Annotated in this window: 17 protein-coding genes; 10 read left to right on the plus strand and 7 right to left on the minus strand. The window is 40.9% G+C overall.

Translation table 11 applies throughout. From position 1 onward, the window contains the following. Positions 1 to 135 precede the first annotated feature (135 nt). From K6V30_RS00520 to rpsF, 4 genes are all read right to left on the minus strand, one after another. Entirely contained in the window at positions 136 to 1,782 is a 1,647-nt protein-coding gene (locus K6V30_RS00520; RefSeq protein WP_055270603.1) for a DUF6377 domain-containing protein, read from the minus strand. A gap of 79 nt (positions 1,783 to 1,861) precedes the next feature. Further along, positions 1,862 to 2,305, minus strand: a complete 444-nt coding sequence (gene rplI / locus K6V30_RS00525) for a 50S ribosomal protein L9 (protein WP_010539395.1) — start codon at positions 2,303 to 2,305, stop codon at positions 1,862 to 1,864. Between the two features lie 14 nt (positions 2,306 to 2,319). Then, entirely contained in the window at positions 2,320 to 2,592 is a 273-nt protein-coding gene (gene rpsR, locus K6V30_RS00530) for a 30S ribosomal protein S18 (RefSeq protein ID WP_008759740.1), read from the minus strand. A gap of 2 nt (positions 2,593 to 2,594) precedes the next feature. Beyond that, entirely contained in the window at positions 2,595 to 2,939 is a 345-nt protein-coding gene (rpsF, locus tag K6V30_RS00535; protein ID WP_055270504.1) for a 30S ribosomal protein S6, read from the minus strand. Positions 2,940 to 3,099: 160 nt separating this feature from the next. Here rpsF and K6V30_RS00540 point away from each other — a divergent pair, with 160 nt between their 5' ends. Together K6V30_RS00540 and K6V30_RS00545 are read left to right on the plus strand one after the other, a co-directional pair. After that, positions 3,100 to 3,546 (plus strand): MarR family winged helix-turn-helix transcriptional regulator, encoded by a 447-nt coding sequence (locus K6V30_RS00540; protein WP_008759738.1) that lies wholly within the window; start codon positions 3,100 to 3,102, stop codon positions 3,544 to 3,546. 139 nt (positions 3,547 to 3,685) lie between these two features. Then, positions 3,686 to 3,862 carry a hypothetical protein gene (locus K6V30_RS00545; protein WP_010539397.1) on the plus strand — a complete coding sequence of 59 codons (177 nt, stop codon included), beginning with the start codon at positions 3,686 to 3,688 and terminating at the stop codon, positions 3,860 to 3,862. A gap of 75 nt (positions 3,863 to 3,937) precedes the next feature. On the opposite strand, the gene rprY is transcribed toward K6V30_RS00545, so the two are convergent. From rprY to K6V30_RS00560, 3 genes are all read right to left on the minus strand, one after another. Next, on the minus strand, positions 3,938 to 4,639 hold the full coding sequence (rprY, locus tag K6V30_RS00550; protein ID WP_005678712.1) for a response regulator transcription factor RprY: 702 nt from the start codon (positions 4,637 to 4,639) through the stop codon (positions 3,938 to 3,940). A gap of 1 nt (position 4,640) precedes the next feature. Beyond that, positions 4,641 to 6,197: a sensor histidine kinase gene (locus K6V30_RS00555; RefSeq protein WP_010539398.1), complete on the minus strand. Its 1,557-nt coding sequence runs from the start codon at positions 6,195 to 6,197 to the stop codon at positions 4,641 to 4,643. Positions 6,198 to 6,462: 265 nt separating this feature from the next. Continuing rightward, a complete protein-coding gene (locus tag K6V30_RS00560) occupies positions 6,463 to 8,619 on the minus strand; it encodes an elongation factor G (protein WP_010539399.1) in 2,157 nt (718 codons plus the stop codon). Positions 8,620 to 9,007: 388 nt separating this feature from the next. On the opposite strand from K6V30_RS00560, the gene hemW reads away from it, so the two are divergent. The 8 genes from hemW (at position 9,008) to K6V30_RS00600 (ending at position 16,846) form a co-directional block, all read left to right on the plus strand. Continuing rightward, positions 9,008 to 10,138 carry a radical SAM family heme chaperone HemW gene (hemW, locus tag K6V30_RS00565; RefSeq protein ID WP_010539400.1) on the plus strand — a complete coding sequence of 377 codons (1,131 nt, stop codon included), beginning with the start codon at positions 9,008 to 9,010 and terminating at the stop codon, positions 10,136 to 10,138. Between the two features lie 18 nt (positions 10,139 to 10,156). After that, on the plus strand, positions 10,157 to 10,705 hold the full coding sequence (locus K6V30_RS00570; protein ID WP_055270506.1) for an RNA polymerase sigma-70 factor: 549 nt from the start codon (positions 10,157 to 10,159) through the stop codon (positions 10,703 to 10,705). 149 nt (positions 10,706 to 10,854) lie between these two features. Further along, a complete protein-coding gene (locus K6V30_RS00575; RefSeq protein WP_022301588.1) occupies positions 10,855 to 11,289 on the plus strand; it encodes a hypothetical protein in 435 nt (144 codons plus the stop codon). Between the two features lie 23 nt (positions 11,290 to 11,312). Beyond that, positions 11,313 to 12,191, plus strand: a complete 879-nt coding sequence (locus K6V30_RS00580) for a FecR family protein (protein ID WP_055270508.1) — start codon at positions 11,313 to 11,315, stop codon at positions 12,189 to 12,191. Beyond that, positions 12,192 to 14,885 carry a TonB-dependent receptor gene (locus K6V30_RS00585; protein WP_055270510.1) on the plus strand — a complete coding sequence of 898 codons (2,694 nt, stop codon included), beginning with the start codon at positions 12,192 to 12,194 and terminating at the stop codon, positions 14,883 to 14,885. A 6-nt stretch (positions 14,886 to 14,891) separates the two neighbouring features. After that, the gene (locus K6V30_RS00590) at positions 14,892 to 15,908 is read left to right on the plus strand and encodes a DUF4249 domain-containing protein (protein WP_055270512.1); all 1,017 of its coding nucleotides are present in this window, start codon (positions 14,892 to 14,894) and stop codon (positions 15,906 to 15,908) included. A 45-nt stretch (positions 15,909 to 15,953) separates the two neighbouring features. After that, the gene (locus tag K6V30_RS00595; protein ID WP_010539406.1) at positions 15,954 to 16,241 is read left to right on the plus strand and encodes a LysO family transporter; all 288 of its coding nucleotides are present in this window, start codon (positions 15,954 to 15,956) and stop codon (positions 16,239 to 16,241) included. After that, positions 16,238 to 16,846, plus strand: coding sequence for a LysO family transporter (locus K6V30_RS00600; protein ID WP_055270514.1), 609 nt, complete (start codon positions 16,238 to 16,240; stop codon positions 16,844 to 16,846). The genes K6V30_RS00595 and K6V30_RS00600 overlap by 4 nt, the downstream gene beginning before the upstream one ends. Positions 16,847 to 16,910 lie beyond the last annotated feature (64 nt).

A 16,910-nucleotide genomic window follows, 5' to 3' on the forward strand; every position in this document is an offset into this window, starting at 1 on the left:
ACACAACTTTATGTAGATTCAAAAAACACATTTACCTCTATATATCAAACACTTATCTATATTTACCTATCTAAAAAATGTAGATAGTTTGGAAAGGGCTTTTCCTTAGAAATGGCACAAAATCGTCTATACTGGTCAGATTTTCATAATTTCATTTTCAAATTCATCCCGGTCTACCGCAGCCTTGTTTCGCATCTTAGTACGATAATTATAGACAGTACTTGTAGAGCAACGGAGGAAGTTGGCGATCTTACCACTATCTGTGATACCCAGACGCAACAAAGCATAAATGCGTAGCTCCCTGTTCAACAATGCATCCTGCTTGAGAATAATTTTCTCATCATCTTTCAGCAAGGCATTGAAATCTGAAACAAAAGTCGGATATAAATTCAAAAAGACTCTATCGAAGCGAGTATATAAAGCATCAAGTTCATCATCAATCAGCGCAGATGATTTCAGCTTTTTAATCAGTTCTTCATAACACTTATTAATGGCTATCTTATAAAGCATATTCTGATATTTCTCCATTTTATGGATGTAACTGAAACATACATCGAAGAATTGAGCTATATAATGCTCCTTTATATTATTAATCTCAGACAGTTCATCATTCTTGTCATTCAGCTCACTATTCATACTATTGAGCTTGTCGTTCAATCTCAAAAGTTCCTCATTACTTTGTGCCAACGCCCGCTTCATCCGCAGTGTCTTCTTCATCTGAATATAAATGAACACCACCAATACGACTAAAAGAAAAAGAGAAACGCTGGTTGAGATAAGAAAGGTAATCAGATTCGATTTAGATCTGGCTTCCTCCGTCTGATAAGCTGTATTAATAATAGAATAGAATTTATAGATTTCCATTGCCCGGAAATGAATACCGGAGGAAACTACATCATCAATAGCCGACTGTGTAAATTTGAAAGCATCCGCCAAATTATTTTCCTCATATTGTATCAGTGCAAGTGCCTGTAAGGAGGCCGTTTCACGTGTGGCATTCTGAATATCAGCAATGGCAGACATCATGAGGTATTTCTTTGCATCATCCTCTCTCTTCAAATAGCGGCTCAGCATGGCATACGAATGAGTAATCATCGCATAATTAGGAGTTCCTACCTCCTCAGCATTCAGCAACTCATCCAAAATCTTGATCGCCTTTGTTGAATCGCGTCCTGTATAAGAATAAGCCCGTGACAATTTATAGTCAAAGGAAGTATGATCCATAAGAGCATACAGTGAATCCTGATAGGCTTCCCGTTTTTTTCCGTACTGATTATTGGTAGCAGAAATCGAATAATACTCCCAAAAACGGGCATATGTATCATAATAAGTAGCTAATAATGAACGAGGAAGTTCTGATGGTTTTATATTTTCGAGGAGTAATTCCGCATCCCTATACCTGCCGCACATAGAATATACGAGACTGAGTTGTAAAGACGACTGGTATTTCAGGTAGTTTCTGTTTAGCTGACGAGCAATTTCAAGATTCCGGTCGACATAATGAATGGCAGAATCAATATTAAATTTCTTATACTCGTTGTATAATTGAAGATTAATTTTGTATTCCCGATCGGGAGTCAGCCCGGAGTCTTTCAACAAACATTTAATTCGGGCAATCCGCTGTTCCTTCTTCTGCACAAATAGAGGCTTCGCATCTATCATTTTATGCAGAGAGTCAGCCAGTATTTTCAATTCGTTATTCGCATAAAGAGCATTGCCAATTCCCAGAGAGACCAGGAGCAGCAAAACGATTCTCTTCAGATAACAACGGTTGAATTTCATATTATCAGCAAAGATGATAAAAAAAAGCGATTTATCCATCAGAACAAATCGCTTTTTTATATAAGAAGTAAATTTGCTCTTATTCAGCAACTACTTCGAAAGGAATTTCTACAGAAACTTCCTTGTGAAGTTTTACGATAGCTTTGTAGTTACCAACTTCTTTCACAGCGTCTTTTACAACGATGATCTTTCTGTCAACTTCGTGACCCAGTTTTGCCAATGCTTCAGCAATCTGGATATTGCTAACAGAACCGAAGATAGTACCTGTTGAACTAACTTTTGTTGCGATAGTCAATGAAACGCCTTCCAACTTAGCAGCCAGTGCTTCAGCATCTTTCTTGATCTTCTCAAGTTTGTGAGCACGCTGTTTCAAGTCTTCAGCCAACATTTTCTTTGCAGAAGGAGAAGCGATGATAGCTTTTCCAGTCGGGATCAGATAATTACGACCGTATCCGGATTTCACGTTTACGATATCGTTCTTATAACCCAAGTTTACGATGTCTTCTTTCAATATAATTTCCATACTTTTCCTCCTTCTTATTTCATCATGTCAGTTACATAAGGCAACAATGCCAAGTGACGAGCTCTCTTCACAGCTTGTGCGATACGACGTTGGAACTTCAAAGAAGTACCAGTGATACGACGTGGAAGAATTTTTCCTTGTTCGTTCAAGAATTTCTTCAAGAATTCAGGATCTTTGTAGTCGATATAACGGATACCGCTCTTTTTGAAACGACAGTATTTTTTCTTCTTAACGTCTACTGAGGGCGGAGTTAAATATCTGATTTCTGATTGAGTCTGTTGTGCCATGATTAATCCTCCTTTTTGTTTGATTTAACACTTCTTCTTTTAGCAGCATATTCCGCAGCATACTTGTCCATTTTGAAAGTCAAGAAGCGGATAACGCGTTCATCACGACGGAAGTTAAGTTCCAACTTGTCAATTACAGTAGGATCTGCATTGAACTCAACCAATTGATAAAAACCTGTAGACTTCTTCTGAATTGGGTAAGCCAATTTCTTCAGTCCCCAGTTTTCTTCATTGATAATCTCAGCACCTTCAGTTTGAAGAATACCTTTGAATTTGTCTACCGCTTCCTTCATCTGAACATCAGACAAAACGGGAGTTAAAATGAAAACGGTTTCGTATTGATTCATACTCGTTTAATTAAATAAATAATTTATTTTATTTTAAATTGCGGGTGCAAAGTTAGGCATTTTATTTTGAACTACAAATATTTAATCTTTTTTTGTATCCGAATGTAGGAATTATCCGGGAAGAGGCTTACCTTTGCAAAGTTGTTTAAACAATAATTTCATGATAGAGCAATTTAATTTCGATATCCGGCTTATATTCGCCATCTTAAATGGTAAGGTTTCCGCTGCAATCAACCGGAAGCTATATCGTAATTTCCGTCAGAACGGTCTGGAAATCAGCCCTGAGCAATGGACGGTACTCATCTTTCTATGGGAGAAGGACGGCGTTACGCAACAAGAGTTGTGCAATGCAACTTTTAAAGACAAACCCAGCATGACCCGCCTCATAGACAACATGGAACGGCAGCATCTTGTAGTGCGCATTTCTGACAAAAAAGATCGCCGTACCAATCTGATCCACCTGACAAAAGACGGAAAAGAACTGGAAGAAAAAGCGCGCATCATTGCAGGACAGACTTTGAAGGAAGCTCTTCATGGCATTACCCTGGAAGAACTGAGCATTGGACAGGAAGTCTTAAAAAAGGTATTCTACAATACCAAGGACTAGGCAGAAAAGCAATCATTTAATTCATAAAATCCACTAAATCTGTCTTTATAATGGATTTTTCACCTAAATTATTTCGCCCGTTAAAGAATTATGCTTTAATTTGTGACTGGAATATTATAATCTATTAAAATACACACGCATGAAAGGCTTATTAAAGAATTTGGGATTGATATTAATCTTGATCGGAGTGGTCATCCTGTTGGCTTGTTCCTTTACCGGCAATGTAAACAACAACGCGGTTCTGGGCAGTTCAGTATTCCTTGTAGTACTGGGACTCATTTCTTATATTATCATTAATAAGAAGATCGCTGATTAATTTATTAGAAATCAATAAAAAATCCCGGGAACGAATGTTTCCGGGATTTTTTATTTGTGGTTATCCGAATACTCATTAAGATTCAACTTCCGGTGTAATCAGCTTATAGCCTTTTCCGTGGATATTGATAATCTCAATAGAATCATCTTCTTTCAAGTGCTTACGCAACTTCGTGATATACACATCCATACTACGGGCATTGAAGTAGTTATCATCAATCCAGATAGTTTTCAGAGCAAAGTCACGTTGCAGAATCTCATTAGCATGTGCACAAAGCAGTCCGAGAAGTTCAGACTCTTTGGTAGTCAACTTGGTCTGCTTGCCTTCTGTAGCCAGAATCTGTTTCTGAGTGTCAAAGGTAAACTTACCGATTTTGTAGATGTTGCTTTCTTTGTTCTTCTTTCCACGAACACGTCTCAAGATAGCTTCAATTCTGAAAGTCAACTCTTCCATACTGAATGGTTTAGTGATATAATCATCCGCACCAATCTTAAATCCTTCCAGAATATCTTCTTTCAGCGTTTTTGCAGTCAGGAAGATAATAGGTATCTCAGCATTCGCAGCACGGACATCCTGTGCCAACGTAAAGCCATCCTTTTTAGGCATCATAACGTCAAACACGCACAAGTCATATTTATTCTTCAAGAAAGCCTTATAACCGGCTTCTCCATCAGGATATAACTCAGCAGAATAACCTTTTGCCTGTAAATATTCTCTTAAAAGCATGCCAAGATTTTCGTCATCCTCGCATAATAAAATACGCAGTTTCTCGTCCATATCAATTATTTTTTAATAAAGGTAATGCAATAATAAATTTAGTTCCCACGTTCAGGTCGCTTTCCGCTCTAATGGTTCCCTTATGATCGGTAATAATTTTCTTCACATAAGCCAATCCCAATCCAAACCCCTTCACATCGTGCAGATTACCCGTATGCACACGATAGAACTTTTCAAATATCTTTTTCAGGTTTTCCTTCTTGATACCAATACCGTTATCTTGTATCGAAATCATCAGTTTACCCGATTCATTCCACGTTTTCACCTTCAGTTCCAGATCCTCTTCCGCTTTTTTATATTTTACCGCGTTATCCATCAGATTGAAGATCACATTGGTAAGATGCATTTCATCTGCAAATATAACAGGATCGGCAGCCTCAAGGTTCGATGTTATCTTACCATTATATCGTTCCACTTTCAGTGCAAAGGTATTGATCACTCCCGATATCAGTTCGTTCGCATCGATTTCCTTCATCTTCAGCGTTGCCTTCTGCCGGTCAAACATTGACATCTGCAGCACCTTTTCTACCTGAAAGCGCAAGCGCTTGGTTTCATCATTAATAACTCCCGATATATGCTGGAACATTTGCGGTGATTTTGCTACCGCGGGGTCCTTCAACATCTGCGCTGCCAACGAGATAGTTGATATCGGAGTCTTGAATTCATGCGTCATGTTATTGACAAAGTCATTCTTCATCTCCGTCAACTTCTTCTGTCGAAATACGATATAAATCGTAAAGATGAATGTCACCAACAACACCAGCGTAAATATCAGCGACGGAATCATGAAACTGATCGAATCGAAAATATAGTCCTTCCTTCCCGGGAAATGTACTTTCAGAATGCTCATCTTTGCAGGCGGGTCGTTTTTAAACAATGCCTGCTGATAAGACTCCTCACTTCCTTTTGTTTCATAATCCGCACAACGGTAGACTTCACGTCCATCCTTGTCAATCACAGAATAATGAAAAGGCAGATCTATACTATTATTATATAGATTCGATTTAAGATACCCGTTTAAGTCTCCAAATCGTACCCTATCGCCAATCGACCTGTCGCTTCCCCGATAAATCATCTGCCAGGCTACTTCATCCAGCAATGCCCGTTGATACATATATCGGTTTTTAATAGCTTCTACCAGTGAACGCGAAGTTTCCGGAATCGTCTTTGAGCCTCTATAAGGAGAAATCATAGCTTTAGGAAGCTCAGATGGTTTGGTAGTCATCACTTTCAGTTCAAAGTCCGAATACACTCTGCCATCTTTTGACTTTACTGTAAAACGTTGCGTTTGCTGAATCAAATTGTTTTGTTGTATGGAAGAATTGTTCGCAGTCAACGCTTTTCTCTCAGCTTCTGAAATATCTTCGATTAACCAGCGTCTTGTTTCTGCATATTCCACATCCTTGGAAACCTGATCCAAGCTGTTGCGCACAGCCGCATCAAATTGTTCCTTCCGGGTTTTCATCATTTCCTCTATATAACTGACCTGCAGATACAACAGACTAAGGAAAGAAAGCCCCATTACAATACTTAATATCCAAATTGTTGACTTCTTCATAGCAACAAAATTAACACTCCCTAATTAACACTCCTAGCACATTAACTTGATTTAACCGGAAGTTCCCGGAAATTAACCGTAAAGAGCTATTTAGGTTGTATTCTGATTACTACAACAATATAACTCCTTCTTTGGTTTGCAAATTTAATAAAAAATTAAATCTTTTCCTTGCGATTTTCCATCTTTATTAATCATAGTTAAACAAAAACCGCCACCTTTTACTTAAAAAAGGCAACGGTTTTAACAGTTTTGAGAGAATTATTGTTTATTCTTCCGTTTGTTTAGCCTCAAAATCTTTAATCAACTTCTCCTGAACATCTGTCGGAACAAGTTCATAACTAGCGAACTTCATGATAAATGAAGCACGTCCACCGGTGAGTGAACTAAGTGCTGTCGAGTAAGAAGACATCTCCTTCAAAGGTACTTTAGCAACAAGTTTCTCAAATCCCTTTTCGCTGCTCATACCCATAATCATGGCACGACGTCCCTGAAGATCTCCCATCACATCCCCCATTCTGTCAGACGGAACAAACACTTCCACATCATAAATCGGTTCCAAAATCTTCGGACCGGCATTTTTAAAGGCTTCACTGAAGGCATTACGTCCGGCAAGCATAAAGGAAATTTCATTTGAGTCTACCGGGTGCATCTTACCATCATACACAATTACACGCACATCACGCGCATACGAACCAGTCAACGGACCTTGTTCCAGACGAGACATGATACCTTTCATGATAGCAGGCAAGAAACGGGCATCGATAGAACCACCTACGATACTGTTAATAAATACCAGTTTACCACCCCATTCCAATGGAATTTCCTCGGTACCTCTCACGGTAATCTTGAATTCCTGTCCATTGAATTTATAAGTATCGGGCACAGGCATACCTTCTTTATAAGGTTCCACGATCAGGTGAACTTCACCAAACTGGCCGGCACCACCGGATTGCTTCTTATGACGATAGTCAGCACGGGCAGCTTTCGTAATTGTTTCACGATACGGAATCTTCGGTTCCTCGTATTTCACCTGAAGTTTCTCATTATTTTCCAGACGCCACTTCAATGTACGCAGATGGAACTCTCCTTGTCCGTGAACCAGTGTTTGTTTCAACTCTTTCGACTGTTCAATCACCCATGTCGGATCTTCTTCGCGCATACGATTCAAGATAGTCATCATCTTTTCTACATCCGCTTCATTCACCGGTTTGATAGCACGGGAATATTTAGAATTCGGATATTTGATAAAGTTGAATTTATAATCGCAGTCCTTACCGTTCAGTGTATTTCCTGTTTTCACATCCTTCAGTTTTACAGCAGCACCGATATCACCGGCCTGAAGTTCTTCCACTTTCACACGGTTACCACCGGCTACGACATAAATCTGAGCAATACGTTCTTTCGAACCACGGTCAGCGTTCAGCAAGTCATCGCCTTCACGAACCTTGCCACTCATTACTTTAAAGTAAGATACCTCACCGATATGCGGTTCGACACTCGTCTTAAAGAAATACAAAGATTCCGGTCCGTTAACATCCGGGGCCACTTCTTTACCGTCTGTATTTTCGACTTTCGGCATTTCAGAGACGAAAGGAACAACGTTGCCCAAGAATTCCATCAAACGGCGAACGCCCATGTCCTTACCACCACAAACGCAGAACACCGGGAACATACCTCTGGCAATCAAACCTTTACGGATACCTTCCCGCATTTCATCTTCTGTCAGAGAGTCTTGTTCAAAGAATTTCTCCATCAGACCTTCATCGTTTTCGGCAGCAGCTTCTACCAATGCTTTGTGCATTTCCATAGCCTTATCCATTTCTTCTGCCGGAATATCTTCAATCGTAGGAGCACCACCTTCGGGTTTCCACGAATATTTCTTCATTAACAATACGTCAATCAAAGCATTAAAGCCCGGACCTGTAGCAATAGGATATTGGATAGGAACCACTTTAGAGCCATATGCCTCTTTCAGTTGTTCAAGGATATTATCATAGTCGCATTTTTCATTATCAAGCTGGTTGACTAGAAAAATAACTGGCTTATTCAATTTTTCAGTATATCGGAAGTGATTTTGCGTACCGACTTCGACGCCGTATTGACCATTGAGAAGTATAATTGCTGTGTCGGTCACATTAAGTGCAGTTACCGTACTGCCAACGAAGTCGTCCGATCCCGGACAGTCTATAATATTAAGTTTTTTATTGTTCCATTCTACGTGGAGAACGGTAGAGAAAACGGAGTAACCATACTCTTGTTCAACAGGGAAATAATCGCTAACTGTGTTTTTTGCGGCAACAGATCCGCGACGTTTTATAACACCACTCTCGAAAAGCATTGCTTCCACGAGAGTGGTTTTCCCAGAGCCAGAACTTCCCAACAAGGCAATGTTCTTGATTTCATTAGTCTGATATACTTTCATAATATATAAGATTTTAGTAATTACTCAGTATGTTTCTCACATACCATTAATTTAGTGACGCGCAAATTAGGGATTTATTGGGGGAAAAGCAATATTTATGACAGTGTTACTAAACAATGTTATGTAACATAACCCCTTATTGAACAAAATAAACAATCACCCCCGATACCTAATTATCCACCATCGCATACTTCATTTCTTCAAGTCACAGCAGTCGGTTCGTTCCACAGCTATGGAACGAAAGGATAACAATAGTGGAACTAAAGGGAAACAACTATGGAACGAATTCCGGAATACGACTCAAAAACAAACAAATGCCTGAAAAAATACTAAGTTATCCAATAAATAGCCTTATTTTTGCCAGCTAGAACTCTTAAACAATGCAATTATGGCAGGTATTTATCTTCATATTCCCTTTTGCAAAACCCGCTGCATCTATTGCGATTTCTATTCCACTACCCGCAGCGAATTGAAGACACGTTATGTACGTGCCCTTTGCCGTGAACTGGAAATGCGAAAAAAATACCTGAAAGGAGAATATGTAGAAACCATTTATTTCGGAGGAGGTACCCCGTCCCAGTTGGAAGAAGAAGATTTCATACTTATATTTGATGTCATCCGCGAACAATATGGAATGGAACATTGCCGGGAAATAACCTTAGAAGCCAATCCCGATGACTTGACACCGGACTATCTGAAAATGCTCGCTTCCCTCCCATTCAACCGTATCAGTATGGGAATACAGACATTCGACGATACGACACTCCAATTGCTGAAACGCCGCCATACTTCCCGGACAGCCATCGAGGCAGTCCACAGATGCAGAGAGGCAGGGTTTCAAAACATCAGTATCGACCTTATATACGGACTGCCCGGAGAAACCAAAGAACGTTGGGAAAATGATCTCCGCCAAGCCACCAGCCTGAACGTAGAGCACATTTCCGCCTACCATCTGACTTACGAAGAAGATACACCTATATATAATATGTTGAAACAGCACCAGATAGAGGAAGTAGATGAAGATTCCAGCTTACAGTTCTTTACACTGCTGATCGAACATTTGCAGGAAGCGGGATACGAGCATTATGAAATATCCAATTTCTGTCGTCCCGGCAAATACTCCCGTCACAATACCTCGTACTGGAAAGGAATACCATATCTGGGCTGCGGACCGTCTGCACATTCGTTCAATGGAACAACACGCGAATGGAACGTGTCTTCCATCGACCTATATATAAAAGGTATAGAAGGAGACCGGCGTAACTTTGAAACAGAAAATCTGGATCAGACGACCCGTTACAACGAATTTATCATTACCACCATACGCACCGTATGGGGTACCCCTATAGAAAAACTAAAACAAGAGTTCGGTAATGAACTGTGGGAATATTGCCGGAAGATGTCTGCCCCCTATCTGGAAAATGGGAAACTGGAAATGCACGAAGGGGCCTTACGCCTGACACGAGAAGGAATTTTCATCTCCGACAGTATTATGAGCGACTTGCTTTGGGTTAACTAAAATATTAAAGATCAGCTGATGACCGAATCAGAAGTAAGAAAGTTATTACGGCAAATGAAGGAACTGGACTCACAAACAGCCTTCCGCGACTTCTATAACATGACTTACGACCGACTCTTCCGCATAGCCTATTATTACGTGAAACAGGAAGAATGGTCGCAGGAAATCGTGCTCGATATCTTCCTGAAACTATGGAAGCAGCGCGACACCCTCCTTGATGTAAAAAACATCGAGGACTATTGTTTTATTCTGGTCAAGAACGCTTCTCTCAATTATCTGGAAAAAGAATCAAAGTACACCACCATTCATTCCGATTCTTTGCCGGAACCACAGGAACAAAGCTATTCTCCGGAAGAGTCATTAATCAGCGAAGAATTGTTTGCAATTTATGTGAAAGCACTCGACCGGCTTCCGGAACGTTGTCGGGAAGTATTTATCCGTATTCGTGAAGAGAAGCAAAGCTATGCACAAGTAGCGGAAGAACTGGATATCAGCATAAAGACGGTGGATACCCAACTCCAGAAAGCTGTTACCCGACTGAAAGAGATGATTCTGTCAAGTGGATGATTAAAACAGCCAACCACCCCCAGTTGCACGTTATTAAACCGGTTCTTTTTATATTAACGTTTATTTGCAAAAAGTGCGTAGGGAGTTTCTGTCAATCCCCTGTCTTTATCAGCAAACAAACCTATTAATCACTAAAAAAGACAGAAATGATGAAAAAGTTTAATGACACAAACGTTGGGCTCTTTGTCCTCTTAACAACATGTCTGAGTCTGTTTTCCTGCAACAACGACAATGACAACTTCCCCAAGGATTATGTAGGATTTGAGAAATCCACCCGAACCATTGAGTGTGACAAGAATCAATCCGAAAGTGAGTTGCAGATTAAAATTATAGCTGCCGACAAATCAAAAGAGGACAGGACAGTATTGCTCACTACTCCTGCTCTTCCTGCGGGACAGGCACCTATCATGAAACTGACAGAAAACAAAGTAACCATCAAGGCGGGACAGAAATCAGCTATGACCACCATCAAGTTTTATCCCCAAAAGATGATACTGAAACAACAGAATGTTACCTTATCCTGTACTCCCCAATGGAAAGAGGGCGGTATCAGCAAACTGACAATTCTGCTAAAACGAAAGTAGAAAGAAAGCTAAATAGAAAAAATATGAAATATACCGATAGAGAATTAGAAGAAATACTGAACAAGCTCATAGCTTCCACCCGCTCACCGAGAGGACGTTTTTCAGCAGCATCCAGCTATCCGCAACTGGAGAAGAAGCTGAAATTCCATTATCGCCGGTTATATCCGGTACGCACATTTGCGGCAGCGGCAGCAGTAGTCTTACTTTGTCTATCGGTATGGACAGCTTATCTATATATGCAACCGGTATCCATACAGACAGTTACCACCCTGGCAGAAACACGTACCATCCTTCTGCCCGACGGTACTTCTGTCACGCTAAACCACTATTCTTCCCTTTCCTATCCGAAACAGTTCAAATCGGATAACCGGGAAGTGGAGCTGAGCGGAGAAGCCTATTTTGAGGTAAGCAAAAACAAAAAACACCCGTTTATAGTGCAGACTGAAACGATTGACGTTCAAGTATTGGGTACTCATTTTAATGTCGATGCCTATCCTGACAATCCGGATGTAAAGACGACTTTACTGACGGGATCGGTAGCGGTCAGCAATAAAAACAACTCAGTACACATGGTTTTGAAACCAAACGAAGTAGCTATATATAATAAGGTGGAACAAAAGCTTACCTGCAAGGTACTGGAAAATGCCGGAGACGAAATTTCCTGGCGCCACGGAGAGTTTATATTCGACGATCTACCTCTACAGGAGATTGCCCGCGAACTGTCCAACTCGTTCGGAACAACTATCCACATCACCGATTCCACCTTGCGAAATTATCGGGTCACAGCACGATTCCGCAATGGAGAAGATCTGGAAACGATTTTGTCTGTATTGCACAATGCCGGTTATTTTAACTATTCACGAAACACTCAACAGATTACTATTACTCCAAAACTAGACTAAATGAAAACTATTCCTCAAAGACACCTGCCTGTCAGAACACTCGTTCTGATAGGTATGGTGATCCTTATCACTGCACAGGCATACGCACAAAATGCCAATGCCCGACTCACGCTCACGCTGCGAAATGCTACATTGAAGGAGTTCGTTAAGCGGATCGAGAACTCGACAGGATATTCCTTTATCTATGGCGAAGAAATCAACATCAGTCATAAAATCAACCTGAAAGTGAAAGATATGCCTTTGCATGAAATATTGGATCTCGTATTCAAAGATGAACCGATAAGTTATCAGTTCTCCGAGCGCTATATCCTCCTGCAAAAGAAGAAAAAGCAAAAGCCGGTAAGCCGCAAGTTTACTATCAGCGGATATGTTACCGACGGAACGTCTTCCGAGACGTTGATTGGTACTAATATCATTGAGAGTCATCAATATCAAGGCACTACTACCAATCCTTACGGCTTTTATAGTATTACTTTACCCGAAGGAGAAACGGAATTACGTTTCTCCTATTTGGGATACGCCACAGAGACACATAAATTCACTCTCTCACAAGATACACTATTGAATATCCGTATGAGAGGAAACGCACAATTACAGGAAGTAGTAGTCGTTTCGGATAAAGCAGAAGCAGGTACAGTAGCTACACAGATGGGATCAATTGAAATACCAATGGTTCAGATCAAGAACACTCCAAGCATACTGGGAGAAGCAGATGTAATGAAAGCTATCCAGTTAATGCCCGGAGTACAGGCAGGCGTAGACGGTTCGGCGGGATTATACATACGCGGTGGCAGTCCTGACCAAAATCTGATATTACTTGACGGGACCCCGGTATATAACGTAGATCATATGTTCGGATTCTTTTCCGTCTTTACCCCCGAAGCTATCAAAAAGGTTACTCTGTTTAAAAGTTCCTTTCCTGCACGTTTTGGCGGGCGTCTCTCCTCTGTCATTGATGTACGAACCAATGATGGAGATATGAAAAAGTATCATGGAACACTCAGTATCGGCTTACTGACCAGCAAGATAAATCTGGAAGGGCCGATCGTGAAAGACAAAACGTCATTCAACATATCCGCAAGACGTTCGTATGCAGATTTAATAGCCAAACCATTCATGCCCGATGACGAGAAATACAGTTATTACTTTTATGATATCAATGCAAAGATCAACCATAAATTTTCCGACCGAAGCCGCCTCTATTTAAGTGCTTACAATGGAAAAGACCATTTTGCTGCTGACTACGACAGCAATACAGATTATAAGGACGGCAGTAAGATGAATTGGGGGAACACAATCATTTCCGCCAGATGGAACTATATTTTCAATAACCGTCTGTTTAGCAATACAACCGTTTCTTACAACAACTACTTATTCGACATTAACGCATATACGAGCAATCAATATGCTCTCGGCAATGACGAAACCTTTACCAACCGATATTCTTCCGATTACCGCTCCGGCATTAACGACTGGAACTATCAGATAGACTTTGATTACAACCCCTCGCCCGTACATCATGTCAAGTTTGGTGCCGGATACATCTATCATCGTTTCCGTCCGGAAGTAATGACTTCCAAGATTTCTGACAGGACAGATGATCAGACATACCGTGACACCACTTACCATAACATGAATAATAGCCGGATTTACGCACACGAAGTATCCGCCTATGCAGAAGATAACCTAAAGATCAGCAGTCGCCTCCGCCTGAATCTCGGACTGCATTTTTCTTTATTTCATGTACAAAAACAAAGCTATTTTTCGCTACAGCCACGCATATCAGCCCGTTATCAACTGACGGATGACATAACGCTAAAAGCATCTTATACCAAAATGAGTCAGTATGTACATTTACTTTCATCCATGCCGATAGCTATGCCGACTGATTTGTGGGTTCCTGTAACAAAAGAAATAAAGCCGATGCAATCTCATCAATATTCTCTGGGAGGATATTATACAGGAATTAAAGGTTGGGAATTCTCGGTGGAAGGATATTACAAAGATATGCGCAATGTGCTGGAATATAAAGATGGAGTCAGCTTCTTCGGGTCCTCCACCGGATGGGAAAACAAAGTGGAAATGGGGAAAGGCCGCTCGGTAGGAATTGAGTTAATGGCACAGAAAACACTTGGAAAGACAACAGGATGGCTGTCATACACCTTATCCAAAAGCGACCGCAAATTTGCCAAAGGCGGCATAAACAATGGAGAACGTTTTCCATACAAATACGACCGCCGCCACAACATAAACCTGACAGTCAATCATAAATTCAACGAACGCATTGACATCGGTGCTTCATGGGTATTTTATACGGGAGGGACAAGTACCATTCCCGAAGAAAAGACCGCCATAATCCGTCCCGGCAATGGGGCAAACAATGGTTATACTCCAGGATACGAGGACTACTACAATCCTGCTTACAACAACTCTCCCAATATCGGAGAATCTAATTATGTAGAACATCGCAATAATTACCGGTTACCGGCAAGCCACCGACTGAATATAGGAATCAATTTCAACAGAAAGACCAAACACGGAATGCGTATCTGGAATATTAGCTTATATAATGCATACAACTCCATGAATCCGGCATGGGTATACCGTGCATATAATTATGATGGAAAAGCCGTCATCAAAAAATACACCCTATTGCCCTGTATTCCGTCTTTTACCTACACTTATAAATTCTGAACCAACATGAGAACTTATACATATCATCCACTTATCCTATTAGTTATCATACTGTCAACAGTATCTTGTGAGAACGAGCTTCCTTTTAATATAAAAGATAATCCTCCCAAGTTGGTAATGAATGCCTTTATCAATGCCGACAGCCTGACCAATGTCTTATTTCTCAACCTTACGGGAAAAGACAATAGCACCCACATTGAAAATGCCACAGTTGAAGTGCGCGTCAACGGACAAATCAGAGAGACCCTGCGTCCTCTCCCTCCGGAAACAGATTATGACCAGCAATGCCGTTTCAACATGAACGGGACATTTTCTCCCGGTGACGTGGTACGCATCGATGCCCTTACAGATGACGGAAAATATCATGCCTGGGCAGAAGTTACCGTGCCACAGCGTCTTGATGAAATAGAAAACATTGATACGCTCACTGTCCCCTTAACACAAAATGGCTTCACTCAAGACTACATGCGTTACAAAATTACTTTCCGCGATCGTCCCAACGAAGAGAATTACTACCGTATAGTAGTAGACAAGCAATTGACACTATGGGGATACAACCATGAGGAAGGAGGAGAGGACTATATTTATTGGACAAGACAGCTTGGCTATTCATTTATCGGTCGCGAAGATGTTGTGCTGACAGACGGACAACCGTCAACAGGAGATGACGAAGACAACGGACTATTCGACACAGCCAAAAACATTTACGGCGTATTTGATGATTCACGGTTCAGAAACTCATCCTACACCATGACGGTTTACAACAGTCCCAGTGTTAATAGCAGTTCTGGTTCCGACGGATATGGATATTATGATTCATTGGATGTCATCATCCGTTTATTAAGCATCACAGAAACGGAATATTACTACCTGAAAGCTCTCAATTTAGTAGATTCTGATGTTTACGATGAAACGATCAACGAACCCATCAGATACCCCAGTAATGTACATGGAGGTACCGGAATGGTAGGAGTCAGCACGGAAGTCAGTAAAAAAGTACGGATCAGGACATGGCAGCGTTAACTATTTTACTACCTTCGCAGCAAAATCAAAAACTGACGTTTTACTATGTTTATTATCATTGGAATTATGCTAACCGGGATGCTCGTCGGCTACCTGTTGCGTAATAAAAGGCTATTATGGATACATAAGATAATCACTCTCCTGATATGGACCCTGCTCTTTCTCCTCGGAATTGATGTGGGAGGAAACGAGGCTATCATCAAAGGATTACATACATTGGGACTCGAAGCAATCATTATCACACTGGCAGCAGTGACTGGCAGTGTCCTGTGTGCATGGGGACTCTGGTACCTGTTATATATAAGAAACAGGAGAAAGGAGACAGAAGCATGAAAGGAAGTCTGATTATCGTCTCATTTTTTATCATTGGTACTCTTTGTGGATTTTACCATCTGATTCCTTATGACTTTACCGATAGCAAACTAAGTTATTATGCCCTCTGCGGACTGATGTTCTGCGTAGGCATCAGTATCGGTAATGACCCCAATACACTGAAAAGTTTCCGTTTCCTGAATCCCCGCCTGATGTTTCTTCCTGTCATGACGATACTGGGAACGCTGGCAGGTTGTGCCGTAGCGGGGATTTTCATGAGTCAAAGAACCTCTTTAGACTGTATGGCAGTGGGAGCCGGATTTGGTTACTATTCCCTCTCCAGTATATTCATCACCGAATATAAAGGCCCGGAATTAGGAACAATCGCATTGCTATCCAATATCATGCGTGAAATTATAGCATTGCTGGGTGCCCCGTTACTTGTGAAGTATTTCGGTAAACTGGCTCCTATCTCCGTAGGCGGAGCTACCACCATGGACACTACTCTTCCTATTATCACCCGATGTTCCGGAAAAGAATTCGTAATCATTTCTATCTTTCATGGTTTTGTCGTTGATTTCAGTGTCCCATTTCTGGTCACCTTTCTTTGCTCAATATCATTTTAACAGCAATATTCCTTCAGACTGAATTATATAATAAGAGAAAGGGTGGAGGCCGACTGAGCTCCCC

Origin of the sequence: Bacteroides faecis, from assembly GCF_020091505.1 — a bacterium.
In the GTDB taxonomy this organism is placed as follows: domain Bacteria; phylum Bacteroidota; class Bacteroidia; order Bacteroidales; family Bacteroidaceae; genus Bacteroides; species Bacteroides faecis.

Excerpts from the sequence above, each read along its gene's own strand:
- K6V30_RS00520 (WP_055270603.1), bottom strand. The coding sequence starts at position 1,782 with ATGAAATTCAACCGTTGTTATCTGAAGAGAATCGTTTTGCTGCTCCTG.
- rplI (WP_010539395.1), bottom strand. The coding sequence starts at position 2,305 with ATGGAAATTATATTGAAAGAAGACATCGTAAACTTGGGTTATAAGAAC.
- rpsR (WP_008759740.1), bottom strand. The coding sequence starts at position 2,592 with ATGGCACAACAGACTCAATCAGAAATCAGATATTTAACTCCGCCCTCA.
- rpsF (WP_055270504.1), bottom strand. The coding sequence starts at position 2,939 with ATGAATCAATACGAAACCGTTTTCATTTTAACTCCCGTTTTGTCTGAT.
- K6V30_RS00540 (WP_008759738.1), top strand. The coding sequence starts at position 3,100 with ATGATAGAGCAATTTAATTTCGATATCCGGCTTATATTCGCCATCTTA.
- K6V30_RS00545 (WP_010539397.1), top strand. The coding sequence starts at position 3,686 with ATGAAAGGCTTATTAAAGAATTTGGGATTGATATTAATCTTGATCGGA.
- rprY (WP_005678712.1), bottom strand. The coding sequence starts at position 4,639 with ATGGACGAGAAACTGCGTATTTTATTATGCGAGGATGACGAAAATCTT.
- K6V30_RS00555 (WP_010539398.1), bottom strand. The coding sequence starts at position 6,197 with ATGAAGAAGTCAACAATTTGGATATTAAGTATTGTAATGGGGCTTTCT.
- K6V30_RS00560 (WP_010539399.1), bottom strand. The coding sequence starts at position 8,619 with ATGAAAGTATATCAGACTAATGAAATCAAGAACATTGCCTTGTTGGGA.
- hemW (WP_010539400.1), top strand. The coding sequence starts at position 9,008 with ATGGCAGGTATTTATCTTCATATTCCCTTTTGCAAAACCCGCTGCATC.
- K6V30_RS00570 (WP_055270506.1), top strand. The coding sequence starts at position 10,157 with ATGACCGAATCAGAAGTAAGAAAGTTATTACGGCAAATGAAGGAACTG.
- K6V30_RS00575 (WP_022301588.1), top strand. The coding sequence starts at position 10,855 with ATGAAAAAGTTTAATGACACAAACGTTGGGCTCTTTGTCCTCTTAACA.
- K6V30_RS00580 (WP_055270508.1), top strand. The coding sequence starts at position 11,313 with ATGAAATATACCGATAGAGAATTAGAAGAAATACTGAACAAGCTCATA.
- K6V30_RS00585 (WP_055270510.1), top strand. The coding sequence starts at position 12,192 with ATGAAAACTATTCCTCAAAGACACCTGCCTGTCAGAACACTCGTTCTG.
- K6V30_RS00590 (WP_055270512.1), top strand. The coding sequence starts at position 14,892 with ATGAGAACTTATACATATCATCCACTTATCCTATTAGTTATCATACTG.
- K6V30_RS00595 (WP_010539406.1), top strand. The coding sequence starts at position 15,954 with ATGTTTATTATCATTGGAATTATGCTAACCGGGATGCTCGTCGGCTAC.
- K6V30_RS00600 (WP_055270514.1), top strand. The coding sequence starts at position 16,238 with ATGAAAGGAAGTCTGATTATCGTCTCATTTTTTATCATTGGTACTCTT.